Raw genomic sequence first — 20,367 nt, 5'->3', positions numbered from 1 at the left:
TATTTTTTAACTTATAGATTTGTAGATTGGATTTATAAAAAATTATTTATTGATAGCTTCCCTTTTAACTTGTTTAAAGAAGAAAATTTCATAGATAACAGGTACTAATATTAAAGTTAACAGTGTGGAAGAAGTTAGCCCCCCAATTACTGTTATTGCAAGTCCCTTAGAAATGAGCGTACCTGAAGAAGTCGTAAATGCTAATGGAATTAATGCAGCAATTGTAGCAAAAGCCGTCATTAAGATTGGGCGTAATCTTGTCTTTCCAGCTTCAATAAGTGCTTGGCGTATCGGCATATTTTTTTGTTCACGGTTTTGTTCTATTCGATCTACGAGTACGATTGCATTTGTTGTTACAATACCGATTAGCATTAATAATCCGATCATTACACTAACAGACATTGGTTCTTTTGCAAAAAATAGTCCGAGTAGTGAACCAATTGGAACAAAAATAAGTGATGAAAGAATAATAAACGGAATTCTTGCTTTTCCAAATGTGATTAGCATTGTTAAGTATACTAAGCCAATTGCAATGATCATCGCTAGCCCAAGTTGAGTAAATGTCTCAACTGTTTCATCACTTCCACCGCCACCTTCGAATGTGACTTCTTTAGGAATATTAACATCTGTTTTCACTCCGTCAATAACTCTTTTGGAAACAGAACGAATGTCATTCGAGTTTATAGTCGCTGAAATTTGAGCAAAAACTTTACCTTCTAACTTTTGTATAGAAGTAAACTCTTCGATTTCAGTAATGTCTGCAACTTCAGTAATAGGTATTGGTCCTTGTGAAGAGAAGATCATTATTTTTTTTAGTTCATCAATTGAAGCTATTTGCTTGTCATAGGAAAGTAATAATTTCTGATCTTTTCCATCCAATATTAAATTTCCAACTGGTACTGATTTGGTTGAGTCACTTACGGTTCCTAATAATTGATAACCCGAGATGCCTAACTGTGAAGCTTTCTCTGCATTAATGTTAACGACAATTTGTTTTTGTTTCTCAGAAAAATTATTAGAAATGTATTTTAAATCTTTTTGTTCATTCATATAAGCTTCTACATTTTTAGCAGCCTTTTCTAAAGCTTGTAAGTCTGTCGAATACAAATTAATATTGACATTATTATTGGAAGGTGGCCCCCCTGTCGACTGTTCTTGAATTCCTATTTTTGCTTCTGGTTCTTCTTTTAAAACAATTTCTTCTATATCTTTCTCCAGCTCTTTTATAACTGTTGTAACTTTTACATCTTCTTTTAAACTGATGAAGTAGTTTGCTTGATTTTGTTTTTTGATACCACTTTCAAAATCTCGGCTACCAATTCCAGCTGTCACTTAATTTACTTCTTTTTTCTTATCTAACATTTCCTCTACTTTAAGCGAAATTTTATTGGTTCGTTCAAGTGAAGTTGAGGCTGGCAGCTCAATTGTTGCAACGAGTAATTTCTGTTCTTCATTCGGTATAAATGTGAAGCCGAGGCTTGGTACAAGTGCACTTGACCCTATTAATGTAAAGAATGATAAACCAATAATAATTCCTTTTCTGTTTAAAGACCATTTAATAATCTTTTCATAAATGGGTTGCAGAGCACTATCTTTTTCTTCCTTTGGTGCCTTGCTGAATGAGAACTTTGCTAAAATAGGAACAATTGTAATCGAAACCAAAAGTGAAGCAAATAATGAGAAGATAATTGTTAATGCAAAAGGCAAGAAAAATTCTCCTGTTATTCCGCCGACAAAACCTAAAGGTAAAAATACGACGACAGATGTAATCGTTGAAGATGTAATGGCCTTTAAAATCTCTTTTGTGGAATTTTGGATTAATTCGTTCGTCATACTTGCTTTATCTCTTCTTACACGTCTGAAAATATTTTCAATGACAACGATACTATCATCAACAACACGCCCAACAGCTACAGCCATTCCACCTAGAGTCATAATGTTAAGTGAAATATCAAGTTGATATAAAAAGATGGATGAAACAAGTAATGAAAGTGGAATGGAGATGATCGCAATAATAGTCGCTCTAAAATTCCGTAAAAAGAGAAGGACGGCAATTGAAGCAAAAAGAGCACCGAGTAATCCTTCTTTTATTAACGTGTTGACAGACTTTTCAATTCCCTCTGCTGAATCAAAACCAATTTTATAATCCAATTTTTCATCATATTGATTAAGAACATCAAGTACTTTACTAGCTACTTCGACGGTATTTGCATCTTGCTGTTTCGTAACAGCCATTGAAAATGAATCCTGTAAGTTGAATCGTGTAATTTCAGGTTTCTCCGTTATTTCTTCGACCTTAGCAATGTCTAATAATTTTACACCGTCAATGTCAGGAAGTATTTTAGATTTCAAAACGATATTTTGTAACTCGTTCATTACCTCAATTTTTTCTTGGACTCGGACTGGAATGATAATGTTATTTTTATTTATATTTCCAGCTGGAAATGAGAGCTGTTTCTCTTTAATCTGTTCTCTAATTTGTTCTAATGATAACCCTATCTTTTCAGCTTTTTCCCTATCTACTGTAATTTGAAGTATTTCTTCCCTTAAGCCACCGACTGAGACATTATTGATCCCTTGAATTTTATTTAACTCAGGAATAATTTCGTTATTCAGAAGTTTTTGTAAATCAGTTTTACCTTCAGAAAAGAGTGAAATATTAAAGATAGGAAATGATCCGAATGATATTCGGCTTACATTTGTTTGGACATTTTCAGGCAAGTTTGTATCTTTAATAATAGTATTAACACTTTCTTCTGTACTATCAAGTTGAACATTAAAAGGCAGTTCAAGACTAATTGTTGAAAAATTTTCATAGGATGAGCTTTGTATTTTTTTTAGCCCCTCAATACCTTTTAAATTTTGTTCCAGTTTTTCCGTCACTTGCTCATTAATATCTTGTGGTGAAGCACCTGGATAAAAAATTTGTACGGTTAATTGTGGAAATTCAATATTCGGAAGTAAATCAACCTTAAGCTTTGAAAATGAAAAAAGTCCACCTAAAATGAGTAAAAATGAAATAATAAAAACAGCGACTGCATTTTTCAAACTAAATTTAGTTAAAAAAATCAAATGAATTTCCCCCTCTATTAATATCATCAATCAATTCTATAAACTTTTAATCTACTTTTAGAACTAGCCCTTCAGAATGAATTTGTTCAAAAACTAGGAACAAATATTTCAAAGATTTATTCATGTTTACAATGTCTAATCTTTTCTAATGATCATTTGTTAACTAGACATGTATAGTAACAAGAAATGAAGCTTGTATGGAAATACTAAAATGATAGGTATTTGTTCTATGTATTGTAGTGTGTTTGTAGGATTAAAATTACTCGATTTCCTTTTCTTGATTAATTTTCATTATATATTAGACAAAATTTTTGTATATACTTTTCAAATAAACATTATATAAAAAAATATACCAATTTATTATAAAAAGCGAGACTACTATTTAAGTGCACCTGGTCCACCAATTCCCCGAGTTCTTTGGGCTAAAAAGCGGATACCCTATTATCTTTGGAATTGTAGCTTACACAAAGGTAAACACTTGAATTAAATACACTATCCGTCCTAATTTTTCTCAATTATTTAGAAAAGTACCCTAATAAAGTAGACTTTTAAATCATCCACTGTATAGGGTACTTTTTGTTTTGGATTTAGATTTTTTAATCTGTAATTACACTTCTTTTTTCTGCATATACAACAATATGGATACTTGCTTCGTAAAGCAAAACCATTGGAATGAGCACTATTAGCTGACTTACAAAATCCGGAGGTGTAATAAGTGCCGAAATAATCGCAATTGCAAGATACGACCATTTCCTCACTTTTTTCATCGACTCTGCAGTTAACAATCCAATTGTCGCTAAAAATAGGGCTACTATTGGCAATTCAAATATTATTCCAATTGGCATTGTTGTCATAAGTAAAAATCGAACATATTCTTGGGCGGAAACCATAACTGTAAAATTCATAGCTCCAAGTGAGACGAGAAAGTGATAACTAAGTGGGTTAACAATAAAATATCCAAATGAAACCCCACCAATAAATAACATAAGCATAATCGGAGAAAAAAGACTGAGAAAACGACTTTCTCGTTCGTTTAAACCAGGCTTTACAAATTGCCATAAAAAATGACAAAGAAACGGCAATGACAGTCCAAATGCTAATGCCACTGAAATCGACATATAAAACTTAACAACTTCCAGTGGTCCAAGGATTATTAACTGATGACCTCTTGTGACATAAGGGAACCATAAATTAATGGAAGCAAATACGGCTAGGAAAAATACTAGAAACACTGCCGTTCCTTTAATAAGTTGTTTTCTTAAATCCGAAAGATGATCAACTAGGGACGTGACATTTTTAAAACCATCCACTGATATCTCTGGTTCCAAAACACTTTTTGCTTGAAATTCGCTCTCTTTAATCACATCTTGATGGACAGTTTCTGTCTGTTCTTGCTGTTCATCTATAACTTTATCTAGCGGGCTTAAGATTTTGCGATTATGATCTCCGTACGGATCCATTTCATCACCTACAATCTATTCAATCTCTTTCTTCTCTATATTCTCTATGCTTTTAGTGACTGTTTCTTCTTCCATGATCTCCCGAGTTGATTTTTTAAATTCAGCAAGAGTTTTTCCCACAGCTGAGCCAATTTCGGGCAGTTTCCTTGGCCCAAACAAAATCAAGATAATAACCAAAATAATTATTAAACCAGGTATACCGATACTTGCTAAACTCATCTAAAATGCCTCCTCTTATAATTAAACAAGCGAACCTCCACTTTTTCTGTACTTGACAATACCTTCCGCCGCACGATATGCCAGTGCTCCAACAGTTGCAGTTGGGTTATAACCACCATTATGTGCAAAGTTCCCAGCACCAACTACAAAAAGATTTTCGGCATCCCAATGTTGTAAATAATTATTCACAACACTATTATCTGGACTTGCCCCCATTATAGTTCCACCGGTATTATGCGTCGATTGATAAGGTACAATGTCGTAATTGGTGAGCGGACTTCCAGGTACAACTGTTTTCGCACCCATATCCTTCATAATTTCTGCCGTTCTCTGACCAATGTAATCATGCAATTTCCGATCCTGATCAGTAAAATTGTAAGTTAACTGTAAAAGCGGCACTCCGTAAACATCTTTGTAGCTAGGGTCAAGCGACATATAATTTTCTTTATGTGGCATGGATGCACCTTGTCCATAAACATATAAATTTTTAGCATAGTTTTCAATGGATGATTTCTTGAACTCAGCACCCCACGCTGGGACGTCTGGTGGTGTAGAGTTCGATAAAATTGGACGATCTCCTGATTGAGATATGGAAACACTTGCACCATGAATGAAATCTAGGTCCGAATGATCAAAATTGTCGCCGTTAAAATCATCGATTGTCATACCAAGTGCACCAGCTCCCATGAATACATTCATATTTTCATCGAAAAATCCAAATGAACCTGGTTCAATTTGGTAACCATAATTCTTTCCGAGCGTTCCTTTTCCTGTATCCGGATTATATTGCTCTCCGATTTTTGAAACCATCAATAGTTTAGCATTATTCAGCACATAACTAGTTAATACAACAACATCAGCTGGCTGTATAAATTCCTCACCCGTTTGTGTGTCGACGTATTTTACACCTGTTACTTTGTTTCCTGACTTCATTATTTCGATTACATTTGCATGAAATTGAACATCATATTTACCTGTTTTCATAGCTGTCGGTATAACAGTAACTTCAGGAGATGATTTAGCACCATACTCACAACCAAACCGTTCACAAAAACCACAATATTGGCATTGAGCGATCGATTCACCATCAGGATTTACGTAAGCTTCCGATAAGTTTGCGGAAGGTACCATAAAAGGATGGTAACCAAGTTTTGACGTTGCAGACTCAAATTTTTTTAAGATAGGCGTTCTTTTCATTGGAGGTGTAGGATAAGCAGACGTCCGTTTTCCTGCAAATGGATTTTTATCTTCTCCTGATAATCCAACTGTCTTTTCGAACTTATCAAAATAGGGTTCCAACTCGTCATACGTTATTCCCCAATCCTGTATTAGATACTCTGGAGGTAACTTATTCTTTCCGTATTTCTTTTCTGTTTGCGTTTTTATTTGAAAATCATAAGGAAGGAAACGATAGGTCATTCCATTCCAATGCGTACCCGATCCGCCTAACCCTTCTCCTAAAAGAAAGGATCCCATTTGTCTCATCGGGAGTGCGCGTGCTTTTCTGGTGTTTCTAAATGTAATTGTCTCTTTAGATAAATCTTGCATCAAATCATATCGAATTGCATAACGATACTCATCGTGTACCAACAGAAAATCTTCCGTTCCTCTTTTCTTTCCTCTTTCGAGACCAAGCACTTGCATGCCAGCCTTTGCACATTCAGCGCCGATGATACCTCCAGCCCATCCTACCCCGACTGTAAGAACGTCCACTTTATTTAATGTCTTTGCCATTCATGTTTCCCCTCCTTAGTGCTGCATGCTACTAATCGATTGTGGTTCAATTTTTTGGTACTTCTCATCTTCAATTACATTAATATACGCCATTTGATGGCCCGGAAACCCTTTCATACGCCATCCGTCCATATTGACATTACCGTTATATATTGGATCTGCGTATGCTCCTTCAAGCGTTGCTGTACGAAGTAATTTAAAGAAAAACTCCGATGCAACACCTTTCATATCTATTTCATTTTTCTGGAAAGCAGTTAATATCTCATCCATTTGCTTTCCTTCCAATTCTGCAAACCCTTTTTTAAATCGTTTTTGTGCTTCTTCATCCATTTTCGCTATTCCATGTCTGAATATCTCTGCGCGCGTTAATCTACTTTGATAGCCCTGTGTAGACTCGCCTGCAAAAAAAGGACCTTGCATATACTCTTTTGCATTGCTTCCATAATTCCCAGCTAACTGGTTGTCAATGAAATAAGGAACCCCCAAACCAATTGCACCTGGCCCTAAATCATCTTCTGGGAAAATTCGTTCTACTGCTTGTGATAGCACATGGAATTCGTTTTGATTTGTAAAAAACATTAATCCACGGTTAATATCTTGAGTAGAAGCGTTTCCACCATGGGTCTCGGTATGTTCAACTTTCCCTCCTGGTTTGTTAACGTTGTATCCAACAAGGCCACCGATTATCCCCCCACCAACAAGGGCCCCCGTGGCAATACCTGTCGTCTTCAGAAAGTCGCGCCTTGATAATCCATTTTTATTATCTGCCATATTCATTCCTCCTTTAGTAGGTAATCCCATCTAAACCAAGCATGTTCTTTTATTATTTTTTTTATTCAAAAAACTGAATGTCTAGAGTAACAATTTCTTTAAATAGCTAAACAAGTATTAGATAGGTAAGATTCATTCTAGTGGTGTAGTAGTTCAATGTAAGATGAATCGATTAACAGATAAAGAAAAAGCTTGAACTAGAGACCTTTCGAAAGGTCTCCAGTTCAAGCTTTTTCATAATGAGTGATTAAATTTCTTATTCTTGGAAAGGATTGCATTATTTCCTTTTATTTCAGCTGTTTATTTTCAATTATTTCTACAAACTTTGTGGAAGCTGGAGATAGAGAAACACTTTTTAAGAAACAAACACCTATATTTCTTTTCGGTATTTCTTCTTCTAGTTGTATTTCAAACAATAATCCTTTATTTAAATATTCTAGGGAAAATTCTTTTGTCACACATGCTACTCCCAAGTTTATTTTTGCAAACTCTAGCAATAAGTCATGAGAGCCTAGTTCAAACTCTGGGGAAACTTGTATACCTTTAGATAATAAATAATTCTCTACATAATTTCTCGAAACTGATTTTGGTTCTAATAATATTAAAGGATGATTTACTAATTCTTCTAGGTTTGTTGGTGTTGATAATAATTCCTTATATTTTTCCCCACAAACAAAAATATCATGAACTTCGTTACATGGAATGAGTTCTAGTGTGGAGTCATCAATTGGGAAATTGCAAATTGCAATATCGACCCTGCCTGATTTTAATATAGAACAGAGCTCTAATGTTGTACCATTTACAATCTTAAATTTTATATTTGGATATTTATTATGAAAAGCTTCTAAATACGGAAGTAAAAAGTATCTTGAGATGGTATCACCTACCCCGATATTTAATTCGCCTGTCGTTAAATTCTTAAATTCCAAAATCTTTTCTTCTCCAACGTGGATTAAATTGAGTGCTGAATTAGCATACTCAAATAGAAGTGTCCCTTCATTTGTCAAAGATACCCCTTTAGGCGTTCTATTAAAAAGGCGAATATCCAGTTCTCTTTCTAGTTGCATGATTGCTTGGCTTACAGCAGGTTGTGTCATATAAAGCTCTTTTGCCGCTTTAGAAAAACTTTCACTTTTACCTACTTTACAAAATACTTTATATAAGTCTAATTTGCTAATCATATAAGCCCCCCTTATACCTACCATTACATATATTCATTTTACTTATACCACTAAAACAATGTATAGTACAAGTAGTTACGAAATATAAATAAACTTTAAAGCTTGTAAGGAGCGATTATTTTGGAAAGAGTAGTTGGAACAGTTGTAAGAGGTCTTCGTTGTCCTATTATCAATCAAGGAGACAAAATTGAAGAAATCGTAGTAGATAGCGTATTAAAAGCAGCAGAAGTAGAAGGTTTCCATTTTCAAGATAAAGATATCGTTACGGTAACTGAGTCAATCGTTGCTCGCGCGCAAGGAAATTACGCTACAATCGATCATATTGCGAAAGACGTACAATCGAAATTTGGAGAAGATACTATTGGTGTCATTTTCCCTATTTTAAGTCGTAACCGCTTTGCAATTTGTCTACGTGGTATTGCAAAAGGCGCTAAAAAAGTTATTTTAATGCTTAGCTACCCATCTGATGAAGTTGGAAATCACTTAGTGGATTTAGATATGCTTGATGAAAAAGGAGTTAATCCTTGGACAGATGTGTTAACAGAAAAACAATTCCGTGACCATTTTGGATACAATAAACATCCATTCACTGGCGTTGACTATATCGATTATTACAAATCATTGATTGAAGAATATGGCGTGGAATGTGAAGTTATATTCTCCAATAATCCAAAAACTATTTTAGATTATACAAAAAACGTTCTTACATGTGATATACATACAAGATTCAGAACGAAGAGAATATTAAAAGCAAATGGTGGAGAGAAAATCTACAGCCTTGATAACATTTTATCCGAGTCTATTGATGGCAGTGGATGTAATGAAGCATATGGTCTGTTAGGTTCCAACAAATCAACTGAAGATAGTGTGAAACTTTTCCCACGTAATTGTCAGCCTATAGTAGATAATATTCAGCAAATGCTAAAAGAAAAAACAGGAAAAAATGTAGAAGTCATGATTTACGGAGATGGAGCATTCAAAGATCCTGTCGGGAAAATTTGGGAACTTGCGGATCCTGTCGTTTCACCTGCTTACACAGCCGGTCTTGATGGCACACCGAATGAAATAAAATTAAAATATCTTGCTGATAATAACTTTGCTCATTTAAGAGGTGAAGAACTTCAACAAGCTGTAGCAGAATACATTACGAATAAAAATGAAGATCTTGTTGGAGCTATGGAAGCACAAGGGACAACGCCTAGAAAGCTTACAGATCTAATCGGCTCTCTATCTGATTTAACTTCAGGAAGCGGAGATAAAGGTACTCCTATTATCTTTATTCAAGGTTATTTTGATAACTATACGAAATAATATGAAATAATAAATAAGCAATGCTCGTTTATTCGAGCATTGCTTATTTATATAAGAATTTCATTCATTTTCTACTAGCTTCTTTCTGTTTGGGCTAATACTAGTTCAATGAATTTTTGATTCTCCTCAAACAAAGGCGAGTGAGCGGATCGCTCAAACCATACCCAATCTTTCTTTCCCGCTTGAAGTCTGTCAAACCAAATTTTTGTTGGTTCAGCGGGGGTAGCTAAATCATGTCTACCCATCATCAGCGTAATTGGCACTCTTACAAATCGTATCATTTCACTTAAATCTAAGCTTCTTACTTCATCCATAAGGTTTTTATTGCTAAAATATTGCCCTCTAATGAAACGAAACATATCCCAAAATGTGTATTCACTGCTTTTGAACATTTTTTTCACAAATGTTTTCAAAAGTACTCCATCACGAGAAATTCCACTTTTAAATATTTCTAAATATTTTTGGTGGAGTCTATTATGTTTTAAGCTCGTCCATGGTGGTTTTCCCATCTCTGTTAGCTGGGTAATCGCTTTTTGATGGTTGTATTTTTTAGCTTTTTCTAATATCAATCGATAAGAAAGTTCTTCTATTTTCCTCATATTTAATACTTGGGAAACCCCAAAATAGTGATGATATAATTCAGGACGGTCGTTTATCGCGAGTAATCCTAAAATGGTCCCCCACGAATGCCCTACTAAATATATTTTATCTTGTTGAAATTCTTTTCTTAAATAGTTGGTTAATTCGATCGTATCTTTTAGGAATTGTTCAATTGTCATGGTTTCTTTTGTAACTTGTTTCGTATAGGACAACCCTGCTCCTCTTTGATCCCAATTGACAACAACGAAATGTTTTTCTAATTCCTTCTGGTAATCACCAATAAGCGCCATCTGACTTGTGCCTGGCCCCCCATGTAAAAAGAGCAAAACGGGCATTTTTTTGTCTTCTCCTCTTACAGATATCCACTGTTGCACTCCACCGACAATAATTGATTTCAGTTCAGCAATGCTATTTTCTTTATGAATGCTTGCTGTTTTACGTGTGAACATACTAATTCCCCTTTTGTTATGTAAAAAATACCTGTGCAATAATTTTTCAAACGAAGGAACAGTGTTTTGTACCAGCATCCAACTTGAGCATGTAATATTTGGAATTTCCCTTTAGTTCTTTTAATATTAATACATGGACCCTTAAGTACTCTTAAGAAAATTAACTTCTGGTAAGTGTTTTGAGCTCCTTTTTTACTTTTTCAATTTTTCATTTAGTAGTTTATTCAATGTATCTATATTACTCCTTATATTACCCTAAAACATACTTCGCAATCTCAAAACAGTAATTTTAACAGTTCATTATGAATTAAGTATGAATTGTAGCTATTTTTAGAGGTAAAAAAGAATTTGGGGGAGAAGAAGTTTAATTTCTTATTATTTTTGTTTTTTTTCTTGATTTCTACGACTGTATCCATAATAATAAACAAAAAACAGATGCGGTAATGGTTAGGTAACACATCTTATTAAATTTGTAAAAATACGTATAAGAAAAGCTCAAGCGCCCTTTAAGTGCACCTGGTCTTTACTATTTCCAGAGTGCTTTGGACGTAACATTGGCTACACTATTACCGTAGTAATTTAGCTCGTGAATTTTTTTTTGGTAATCTTGTGGCAGATGTTTGTCCGTCGCTCTCTTGAAATATGTAGTGACATGGTGCATTAGGTTTGGTTAATGAGAGAATAAATCCTTTCCTATTCTTTTAAAAGCGGACGAAGAGTTGGTTTCGTCCGCTCAACGCTTCTTTAGTAATGGATGCTATCTATTTTTCTCTAGAATCAAATACTCTAATCATACACCCACTGATTCATGTATACTGCTTCCGTTAAAAGTAACAGACAGTCAAGATCAAGCCCTTGCAAGATTAGAGGCACAACTTATAAACACTAATAAAAAGCATCTCCGCTCAATAATTTGAGCGAAGATGCTTTATTGAATGACAAATGTTATTTTCAGATACCCTTCATGTTGAAGTCTTTTCTTTTATTTCAACAATCCTTCTTTTAAATCATTATGCCATTTCGAAAGCATAGGTAGATCCGCTTCCGTAATCGTTCCTGCTTCTTTTGCTGCATTGGTCAACGCATCATAATTCGTTAAACTCACAAATGAAATGCCCGCATCTTTGAATGACTCTTCAGCTTTTGATAGTCCATATGTAAATATGCTCACTACGCCAAGTACTTCTAGACCTTCTTTTTTAAGGGCTTCTACTGCTACTAAGCTACTTCCACCAGTTGAGATTAAATCTTCAATAACAACTACTTTTTGACCTGACACTACTTTTCCTTCGATTTGATTGCCTCGACCATGCTCTTTGGTTTTGGAACGAACATACATCATCGGAAGTTCTAGTACATCACTTACCCATGCAGCGTGTGGAATTCCTGCTGTTGCTGTGCCTGCCACAGCTTCCGTTCCTGGGAAGTTCTTCTCGATTGCTTCGGCTAATCCTTGGGCAATTTCTTTACGAACCGCAGGAGATGACATCGTAATTCTATTATCACAGTAGATTGGGGATTTAATACCGGAAGCCCATGTGAAAAGATCATTTGGTTTCAATTCGACTGCTCCAACTTCGAGAAGTGCTTTTGCGATTTTATTTTCTAGCGTCATGCGTTTTCCTCCCACATTTTTAATATGTTCTCGTATGCTTGAACAGGATTTTCTGCTTTTGTGATCGCTCTTCCAACAACAATATGAGATGAGCCTAGCAATCTCGCATTTGCTGGAGTAGCAACTCGTATTTGGTCATGTGCATCCCCTTCTGCTAAACGGATACCTGGAGTTACTCGTAAGAATTCGCTGCCACATGCTTCTGCAATTTTTTTTGCTTCCAGTACGGAACAGACGACCCCATCTAAATATGCATTTTTTGCTAGTTTTGCATAGTGAACTACCGATTCATCCATAGATGTTCGGATAAGTTGCTCCTCTTGCATTTGTTTTTCTGAAGTCGATGTTAGCTGAGTCACTGCGATAATGGAAGGTCTTTTATTGCCAGCTGTTGTTCCTGCTTCAAGTCCTTCGCGTGCAGCAATCATCATAGCTTCTCCGCCTGCAGCATGCACATTGACTAAGTCAGCCCCAAGTCGAGCCAACCCTTTCATCGCTTGACCTACTGTATTTGGAATATCATGTAGTTTCAAATCTAGAAATACATCATGTCCCATTTCTTTCAGCTTATAAACAATCGAAGGACCTTCTTGTAAATAAAGCTCCATCCCTACTTTTACAAATAGTGATTGTTCGAAAGATAATAGAAAGTTATAAGCATCATTTGCAGAAGCAAAATCTAAAGCGATAATTGGACTGTTTTTCATAATCGATGGCTCCTCCCAACTAAATCTGATATTGTATTATATCCAAGTTCATCTAATTTTTCTGGAAGCTGATCAATTAAATTCGGACATATAAATGGATCAACAAAGTTTGCTGTTCCTACTGCTACTGCACTTGCGCCTGCTGATATAAAGTCAATGACATCATCGATGGAAGAAATCCCTCCCATTCCGATGATTGGAATCGATACTTGTTTCGCTACGTCATACACCATTCGAAGAGCAACTGGTTTAATTGCAGGTCCAGATAATCCACCAGTAACATTTGCAATGACAGGTCGACCTGTTTTTGTATCTAATCGCATGCCAAGCAATGTATTAATCATTGTAATGCCGTCTGCTCCTCCTGCTTCTACTGCTTTAGCTATATCATTTACGTTCGTAACATTAGGAGAGAGCTTTACGTATACCGGAACAGAAGATACTGCTTTAACAGCTTTAGTTAGTTGTTCTGCTACTATTGGATCTGTCCCAAATGTTATTCCACCTTGCTTTACATTTGGACATGAGATATTTAGCTCTAGTGCATGTACATTCGGAGCTTCCGAAATGCTTTTCGCCACTGCAACATAATCTTCTGTTAATGTACCAGCAACATTTGCAATAATTGGCACATCATATTGTTCTAACCATGGAAGTTCATTTTGCATTACTTTTGTTAATCCTGGATTTTGTAATCCGATTGCATTTAACATTCCTGCAGGCGTTTCTGCTACTCGTGGCGTTGGATTTCCAAGTCTTGTTTCAATCGTTGTTGCCTTGATCATAATCGCTCCAAGCTTAGACAAATCATAAAGTTGTGCATATTCTTTCCCAAATCCAAAGCAACCGGAAGCAGGCATAATTGGATTTTTCAATGAAAGGCCCGGTAATTCGACCGCTAATCTATTCATACTTGAACCACCCCTGACTGGAACACTGGACCATCAGAACAAACTTTCACATAATCAGCTTCTGTTTTTTCTGTTGTTTCACAAACACATGCAAAGCAGGCACCAATTCCACAACCCATTCGTTGTTCAAAAGATAAATATCCTTCTTTTTCAGGATACATTTTTTCAAGTGCTGCAAGCATTGGAGTTGGACCACAGCTGTAATATACAGCGAAATCCTCTTCTAACGTTTCTAACACATTTGTAACAAAACCTGCATGACCATAACTGCCATCTGCTGTTACGATATACGTTTTACCAAGCTCATTAAATTGCTTTTCATAAAAGACAACATCTTTTGATTGAAAGCCGAGTACGTGAATTGGCTGGACTCCTTTTTCCACTAGTCTTTTTGAAAGCTCATATAGAGGCGGTACTCCAATTCCTCCTCCAACAAGGAGCGCTTTCTGACCAGCTTCCACTTTGTCAATAGGAAAACCTTTACCAAGAGGTCCAAGTACATCGACCTGGTCCCCTTGTTTTTTTTCAGAGAGGAGTGTTGTTCCCCTTCCATCTGCACGGTAAATCATTGTAAATTCAAGCGTTTCTTTGTTAATAGAAGAAATACTGATTGGTCTTCTTAGTAAAGGTTCCATTTGATCAGACACACGTATATGGACAAATTGTCCGGGTTGTCTCATGTCCAGTACATGTTGTCCTATTAATGTTAGTTCAAAAATGTTCGTCGCAATTTTTTTCTGTTTTACGACTTGCATTTGTCCTTGTCTAATCATGCACGAACCTCCTGATGTTTCATCGTCTCTGTAGAAAATGTCATGGATTCAATCACTCGCAGCATTGCCTCAGCAGTATCTAGAGAAGTTAAACATGGAATGCCATTTTCCACAGATTCTCTACGAATACGGAAACCATCTCGTTCTGGCTGCATACCTTTTGTTAATGTATTAATAACAAACTGAGCATTTCCTTTTTGTATTACATCTAACAGTGTAGTTCCTTTAGATCCAATTTTATCTACGATGTCTACTGGGATACCAGCTTTTCGAATTGCTTCTGCCGTTCCTGCCGTAGCAATGATGCGAAAGCCAATGTTATTGAATCGCTTTGCAATCTCAGTAGCTTCTTCCTTATCTTTATCTGCTATAGTCATTAGCACTGATCCGTGATCTTTTATTTCCATTCCTGCAGCTACTAACCCTTTATATAATGCCTTTTCTAGCGTAATGTCTTTCCCCATTACTTCTCCAGTAGATTTCATCTCTGGTCCAAGCGTTATGTCTACTCGGCGTAGTTTTGCAAAGCTGAAGACTGGAACTTTCACATATACTCCTGGACTATTTGGAGCAAGTCCTGGTTTGTATCCTTGCTCTACAATCGATTGTCCTAAAATGGCTTTGGTTGCAATATTAGCCATTGGAATCGACGTAATTTTACTCAAGAATGGTACTGTACGACTTGAACGCGGGTTTACTTCAATTACGTATACTTCATCCTTTGATATGACATATTGGATATTCATCAAACCAACAATTTTTAATCCTTTTGCAAGACGAGTTGTGTAGTCCACTAATGTGTCGATATGTTGCTGCGATAGTTTTTGCGGTGGATATACAGCGATAGAGTCACCGGAGTGAACTCCTGCGCGTTCAATATGTTCCATAATTCCAGGAATCAATACATTCTCACCATCACAAATGGCATCTACTTCCACTTCTGTTCCGGTTAAGTAACGATCGATTAACACTGGTTTTTCTGGGCTTGCTTCTACTGCATGTTCCATATAATGTTTAATCTCGTCTTCGTTATAGACGATTTGCATCGCACGACCGCCAAGTACATAAGATGGTCTTACTAATACTGGATATCCGATATCTTCTGCAATTACTACTGCTTCTTCTACAGAAACTGCTGTTTTTCCAAGTGGTTGAGGAATACCTATTTCGTGTAGTGCAGCTTCAAACTTATTACGGTTTTCTGCACGGTCAATATCTTCTAGTGTTGTACCTAGAATTTTTACGCCTCTTTCTTCTAATGCTTCCGCTAGATTAATAGCCGTTTGTCCACCAAACTGGACTACTACCCCTTTTGGCTGCTCCAAATCCACAATATGCATAACGTCTTCTTCAGTTAATGGCTCAAAGTACAATTTATCTGAAATAGAAAAATCTGTCGAAACCGTTTCAGGGTTGTTGTTTATTATGATTGCCTCATAACCTGCTTCTTTAATCGCCCAAACAGAGTGCACCGTTGCATAGTCAAATTCTACCCCTTGTCCGATGCGGATTGGACCAGAGCCTAATACGATAACACTTTCTTTGTTTGTACGAATGGATTCATTTTCTTCTTCATATGTTCCGTAAAAATACGGAGTTTCTGATTCGAACTCTCCTGCGCAAGTATCAACCATTTTATACACTGGTACAATGCCATGCTCTTTCTTGAAATTATACACATCAATTTCTTTTACGTTCCAATACTTAGCAATCGTTTTGTCCGCAAAGCCCATACGTTTTGCTTTATATAATACTTCTTTATCATATGGATTTGCTTGAACTACTTCTTCATATTTCACGATGTTTTGTAGTTTATTCAAGAAGAATAAGTCGATTTGGCTCCATTCATTGAGTGTTTCCACTGAAACCCCTCTACGAAGTGCCTCGCCGATGAAGAATAAACGCTCGTCACCTGCACGACGGATACGTTTTTCCATCCACTCATCTGTAATCGATTCACTGTTTTTCATTTCGATATGGAAATGTCCAGTCTCTAGAGAGCGAACTGATTTAAGAATCGCTTCTTCGAATGTACGTCCTAAAGACATTACTTCACCAGTTGCTTTCATTTGAGTTCCTAGATTACGTTTGGCAGATTCAAATTTATCAAATGGCCATCTTGGAATTTTAGCAACGATATAATCTAATGCTGGTTCAAAGCATGCATATGTTTTTTCTGTTACCGGGTTCATCATTTCATCTAATGTTAGACCTACTGCTATTTTCGCAGCAAGTTTTGCAATTGGATAACCAGTTGCTTTGGATGCAAGGGCGGAAGAACGACTTACACGTGGATTCACTTCGATAATAAAGTAATTGAAGCTATTTGGATCAAGGGCAAGTTGCACGTTGCATCCACCTTCAATTTTTAGTGCACGAATAATTTTTAATGATACATTACGAAGCATTTGATTTTCACGGTCCGATAAGGTCTGCGTTGGAGCAACTACGATTGAATCCCCTGTGTGAATACCCACTGCATCCACATTTTCCATATTACATACAACGATCGCATTATCCGCCGAGTCGCGCATAACCTCATATTCAATTTCCTTATATCCAGCAATTGATTTTTCAAGTAAACACTGTGTTACTGGGCTATATTTTAACCCACTTGTCACGATTTCCGCTAGGTCTGTATCGTTATTACAAATTCCGCCGCCAGTTCCACCTAGTGTAAAAGCAGGACGCACAATTACCGGGTATCCAATTCTTTCAACAAATGCTTTTGCTTCATCCAAGTTGTGAATAATATCACTTTCAGGTACAGGTTCACCTAATTCATTCATTAATGTACGAAATAAATCACGGTCTTCTGCTTTATGAATTGCTTCTAGCTTTGTTCCTAAAATTTCTATTCCTAATTCATCTAAAATACCTGATTCATCAAGCGCAATTGCCATATTTAATCCCGTTTGTCCACCAAGTGTTGGTAGAATGGCATCCGGACGTTCTTTACGAATGATTTTACTCACAAATGGCAATGTGATTGGTTCGATATATACTTTATCCGCGATTTCTGTGTCCGTCATAATGGTTGCTGGATTCGAATTCACTAGAATGACACGATATCCTTCTTCTCTCAATGAAATACATGCTTGTGTTCCAGCATAGTCAAATTCAGCTGCTTGACCTATAACAATTGGTCCTGATCCAATTACTAATATCGTTTCTATATCTTTACGTTTAGGCATGTGAATTCTCCTTTTTGCTTTCTAGTATCATTGTTTCGATAAATTGGTCAAATAAGTGGGAAGAATCCTCAGGTCCTGAAGAACCTTCTGGATGGAACTGCACGCAGAACACTGGGAATTTTGTATGTCGTACCCCTTCTACAGTACCGTCATTTAAAGCAATATGTGTAATTTCTAAATCTGTATTTGCAATGGAATCTGCATCAATTGCATAGCCATGATTTTGTGAAGTTAATTCTGTTCTCCCTGTAGTTAAATCTTTAACTGGATGGTTTCCTCCACGATGTCCAAATTTCAATTTGAAAGAGGTTGCACCACTTGCAAGAGAAATAAGCTGATGTCCCAGACATACACCGAAAATTGGAACTTGGCCAATAATCTCTTTAACCATTTCAACTACTTCTGGAATATCGGTTGGATCTCCAGGTCCGTTTGAAAGTATTACACCATCAGGATACATGCCCAAAATATCTTTTGCAGATGTATTGTAGGGTACGACAATGATGTCGCAATCACGTTTGTTTAATTCTCTTAAAATACCATGCTTCATACCAAAGTCTACGAGTACAACTTTTTTCCCGCGTCCTGGACTTGGATATGAACGAGTGATGGAAACTTGTTCTACTTGGTTTTTAGCAATTTCTGTAGCTTTCAATGCTTCCACTACTTCCTCTACATTAACTTCTTCTCCAGCTTTTGTTAGCTGCCCCTTTAAAGAGCCATGCTTACGAATTATACGTGTTAATTTTCTAGTATCAATTCCTTCAATTCCAGGAATATTTTTTGCCTCTAAAAATTCGCTTAATGTACCTGTACTTCTGAAATTTGATGGTTGCTCAGCCAATTCTCTTACTACTACTCCAGATAAACCAATTTGAATCGCTTCAAAATCATCGGGATTCACTCCGTAGTTGCCAATCATTGGATATGTGAACGTTAGAATTTGTCCACAGTTAGAAGGATCCGAAATCGATTCTTGATAGCCAGTCATTCCAGTAGTAAAGATAACCTCTCCGATTGTTCCTTCTTCACTACCAAATGAGTACCCTTTAAATGCTGTACCATCTTCTAAAATTAAGTATCTCGTTTTCATGCGTTTTCCTCCTGCCATACGATTTCTCCGCTATAGATGGTGACTTGTGGCCAACCTGTGCATACCCAACCGTTAAATGGTGTATTTTTTCCTTTTGATAAAAATGCTTCTTTATCAATTGCTTGTTCTTTTTCTAGATCAATTAATACTAAATCCGCTGGTGCTCCGACTTCTAATTTTCCAAACTCAAATCCAAAAACTTCAGATGGTTTAGTCGTTAAATATTCTAGCAATTGTTTTAAAGTCCACTCTCCACTTTTCACAAAATGGGTATATAACAGTGGGAACGCTGTTTCTAAACCGACAATACCAAATGGTGCCTTTTCAAATCCATTTGCTTTTTCTTCCTCTGTATGTGGTGCATGATCTGTTGCAATGAAATCTAAAGTTCCATCTAGCAAGCCTTCACGCAATGCAAGCATATCTTCTTTTCCTCTAAGAGGTGGATTCATTTTCCAGTTTGCATCATTGGATGGTATATCATCTTCACATAGTAATAGGTGATGGGGACTTACTTCAGCTGTAACATGTATACCTGCTTTTTTAGCATCACGTATCACTCTTACTGATTCTTTTGTACTGACATGACATACATGGTAATGAGCTCCTGCAGCTTCTGCGAGTAAACTATCTCGCGCAATATGTACTGATTCTGAAACAGAAGGAATTCCTTTTAATCCAAGTTCTTCGTTTCGTTTTCCTTTATGCATCACTCCTGCGTAAATAAGTGTATTATCTTCACAGTGTGCGACAACTGGGATATGTAGTTTTGCTGCTTCTTCCATCGCTTCCAACATCGTACCTGCAGCCTGAACTCCTACACCATCATCTGTTAGAGCAAATGCGCCAAGTTTTTTCAAAGCTTCGATATCTGTTCTTTCTTTCCCTGCTTGTCGAATCGTAATCGATGCGTATGGCAAAACCCGAATAAGTGCATTTTTTTCAACTAAATCTAATACATGAGAGAAGTTTTCAACTGTATCAGGTACTGGTCTTGTATTTGGCATGGCACAAATAGTCGTATAGCCGCCTTTTGCTGCAGCTTTTGTTCCTGTTTCAATCGTTTCTTTTTGTTCGCCTCCTGGCTCGCGTAAATGGACATGCACATCGATAAATCCTGGCGAAAGAAGCATTCCTTTACCATCAATTACTTGTGCATGATCTTCCGTTTCATTCGCTCCGATTTTAGCAATTTTTCCGTTTTCAATTAAGACGGACGTAATTTCTAACTCTCCCTCATTGTTAATAACTTGAACGTTTTGAATAATTTTTGTCAT

General features: G+C 36.4%; 14 protein-coding genes and 1 pseudogene. 1 reads left to right on the top strand and 14 read right to left on the bottom strand.

Features of this window, described 5'->3' with window-relative positions; translation table 11 throughout:
* Positions 1-42 precede the first annotated feature (42 nt).
* From ACEPXG_RS06035 to ACEPXG_RS06010, 6 genes and pseudogenes are all read right to left on the bottom strand, one after another.
* Positions 43-3,072 (bottom strand): annotated as a pseudogene (locus ACEPXG_RS06035) (efflux RND transporter permease subunit).
* A 596-nt stretch (positions 3,073-3,668) separates the two neighbouring features.
* The gene (tatC, locus tag ACEPXG_RS06030) at positions 3,669-4,532 is read right to left on the bottom strand and encodes a twin-arginine translocase subunit TatC (RefSeq protein ID WP_391208457.1); all 864 of its coding nucleotides are present in this window, start codon (positions 4,530-4,532) and stop codon (positions 3,669-3,671) included.
* Positions 4,533-4,547: 15 nt separating this feature from the next.
* A complete protein-coding gene (gene tatA, locus ACEPXG_RS06025) occupies positions 4,548-4,751 on the bottom strand; it encodes a twin-arginine translocase TatA/TatE family subunit (RefSeq protein ID WP_391208455.1) in 204 nt (67 codons plus the stop codon).
* A gap of 21 nt (positions 4,752-4,772) precedes the next feature.
* Entirely contained in the window at positions 4,773-6,485 is a 1,713-nt protein-coding gene (locus ACEPXG_RS06020) for a GMC family oxidoreductase (protein WP_391208453.1), read from the bottom strand.
* 15 nt (positions 6,486-6,500) lie between these two features.
* Positions 6,501-7,256 (bottom strand): gluconate 2-dehydrogenase subunit 3 family protein, encoded by a 756-nt coding sequence (locus ACEPXG_RS06015; protein WP_391208452.1) that lies wholly within the window; start codon positions 7,254-7,256, stop codon positions 6,501-6,503.
* 287 nt (positions 7,257-7,543) lie between these two features.
* Positions 7,544-8,437, bottom strand: a complete 894-nt coding sequence (locus tag ACEPXG_RS06010) for a LysR family transcriptional regulator (protein ID WP_391208450.1) — start codon at positions 8,435-8,437, stop codon at positions 7,544-7,546.
* Positions 8,438-8,557: 120 nt separating this feature from the next.
* Between ACEPXG_RS06010 and ACEPXG_RS06005 the strand changes: the two genes are divergently transcribed.
* The gene (locus tag ACEPXG_RS06005) at positions 8,558-9,748 is read left to right on the top strand and encodes a coenzyme F420-0:L-glutamate ligase (protein ID WP_391208449.1); all 1,191 of its coding nucleotides are present in this window, start codon (positions 8,558-8,560) and stop codon (positions 9,746-9,748) included.
* A 74-nt stretch (positions 9,749-9,822) separates the two neighbouring features.
* On the opposite strand, the gene ACEPXG_RS06000 is transcribed toward ACEPXG_RS06005, so the two are convergent.
* The 8 genes from ACEPXG_RS06000 to ACEPXG_RS05965 form a co-directional block, all read right to left on the bottom strand.
* The gene (locus ACEPXG_RS06000) at positions 9,823-10,797 is read right to left on the bottom strand and encodes an alpha/beta fold hydrolase (RefSeq protein WP_391208448.1); all 975 of its coding nucleotides are present in this window, start codon (positions 10,795-10,797) and stop codon (positions 9,823-9,825) included.
* A gap of 982 nt (positions 10,798-11,779) precedes the next feature.
* Positions 11,780-12,412, bottom strand: a complete 633-nt coding sequence (pyrE, locus tag ACEPXG_RS05995; RefSeq protein WP_391208446.1) for an orotate phosphoribosyltransferase — start codon at positions 12,410-12,412, stop codon at positions 11,780-11,782.
* On the bottom strand, positions 12,409-13,119 hold the full coding sequence (gene pyrF / locus ACEPXG_RS05990) for an orotidine-5'-phosphate decarboxylase (protein ID WP_391208444.1): 711 nt from the start codon (positions 13,117-13,119) through the stop codon (positions 12,409-12,411). The genes pyrE and pyrF overlap by 4 nt, the downstream gene beginning before the upstream one ends.
* Entirely contained in the window at positions 13,116-14,030 is a 915-nt protein-coding gene (locus ACEPXG_RS05985) for a dihydroorotate dehydrogenase (protein ID WP_391208442.1), read from the bottom strand. The genes pyrF and ACEPXG_RS05985 overlap by 4 nt, the downstream gene beginning before the upstream one ends.
* The gene (locus tag ACEPXG_RS05980) at positions 14,027-14,803 is read right to left on the bottom strand and encodes a dihydroorotate dehydrogenase electron transfer subunit (RefSeq protein WP_391208439.1); all 777 of its coding nucleotides are present in this window, start codon (positions 14,801-14,803) and stop codon (positions 14,027-14,029) included. Before ACEPXG_RS05980 ends, ACEPXG_RS05985 begins: the two co-directional genes overlap by 4 nt.
* On the bottom strand, positions 14,800-17,997 hold the full coding sequence (carB, locus tag ACEPXG_RS05975) for a carbamoyl-phosphate synthase large subunit (protein ID WP_391208437.1): 3,198 nt from the start codon (positions 17,995-17,997) through the stop codon (positions 14,800-14,802). The genes ACEPXG_RS05980 and carB overlap by 4 nt, the downstream gene beginning before the upstream one ends.
* The gene (locus ACEPXG_RS05970) at positions 17,990-19,090 is read right to left on the bottom strand and encodes a carbamoyl phosphate synthase small subunit (RefSeq protein WP_391208435.1); all 1,101 of its coding nucleotides are present in this window, start codon (positions 19,088-19,090) and stop codon (positions 17,990-17,992) included. Before ACEPXG_RS05970 ends, carB begins: the two co-directional genes overlap by 8 nt.
* A complete protein-coding gene (locus ACEPXG_RS05965; RefSeq protein ID WP_391208433.1) occupies positions 19,087-20,367 on the bottom strand; it encodes a dihydroorotase in 1,281 nt (426 codons plus the stop codon). Before ACEPXG_RS05965 ends, ACEPXG_RS05970 begins: the two co-directional genes overlap by 4 nt.

The sequence above is a fragment of the Psychrobacillus sp. L4 genome (assembly GCF_042944905.1).
GTDB lineage: Bacteria > Bacillota > Bacilli > Bacillales_A > Planococcaceae > Psychrobacillus.
The sequence above is the reverse complement of the archived record's forward strand: the minus strand, read 5'-3'. Positions and strand labels throughout refer to the sequence as shown.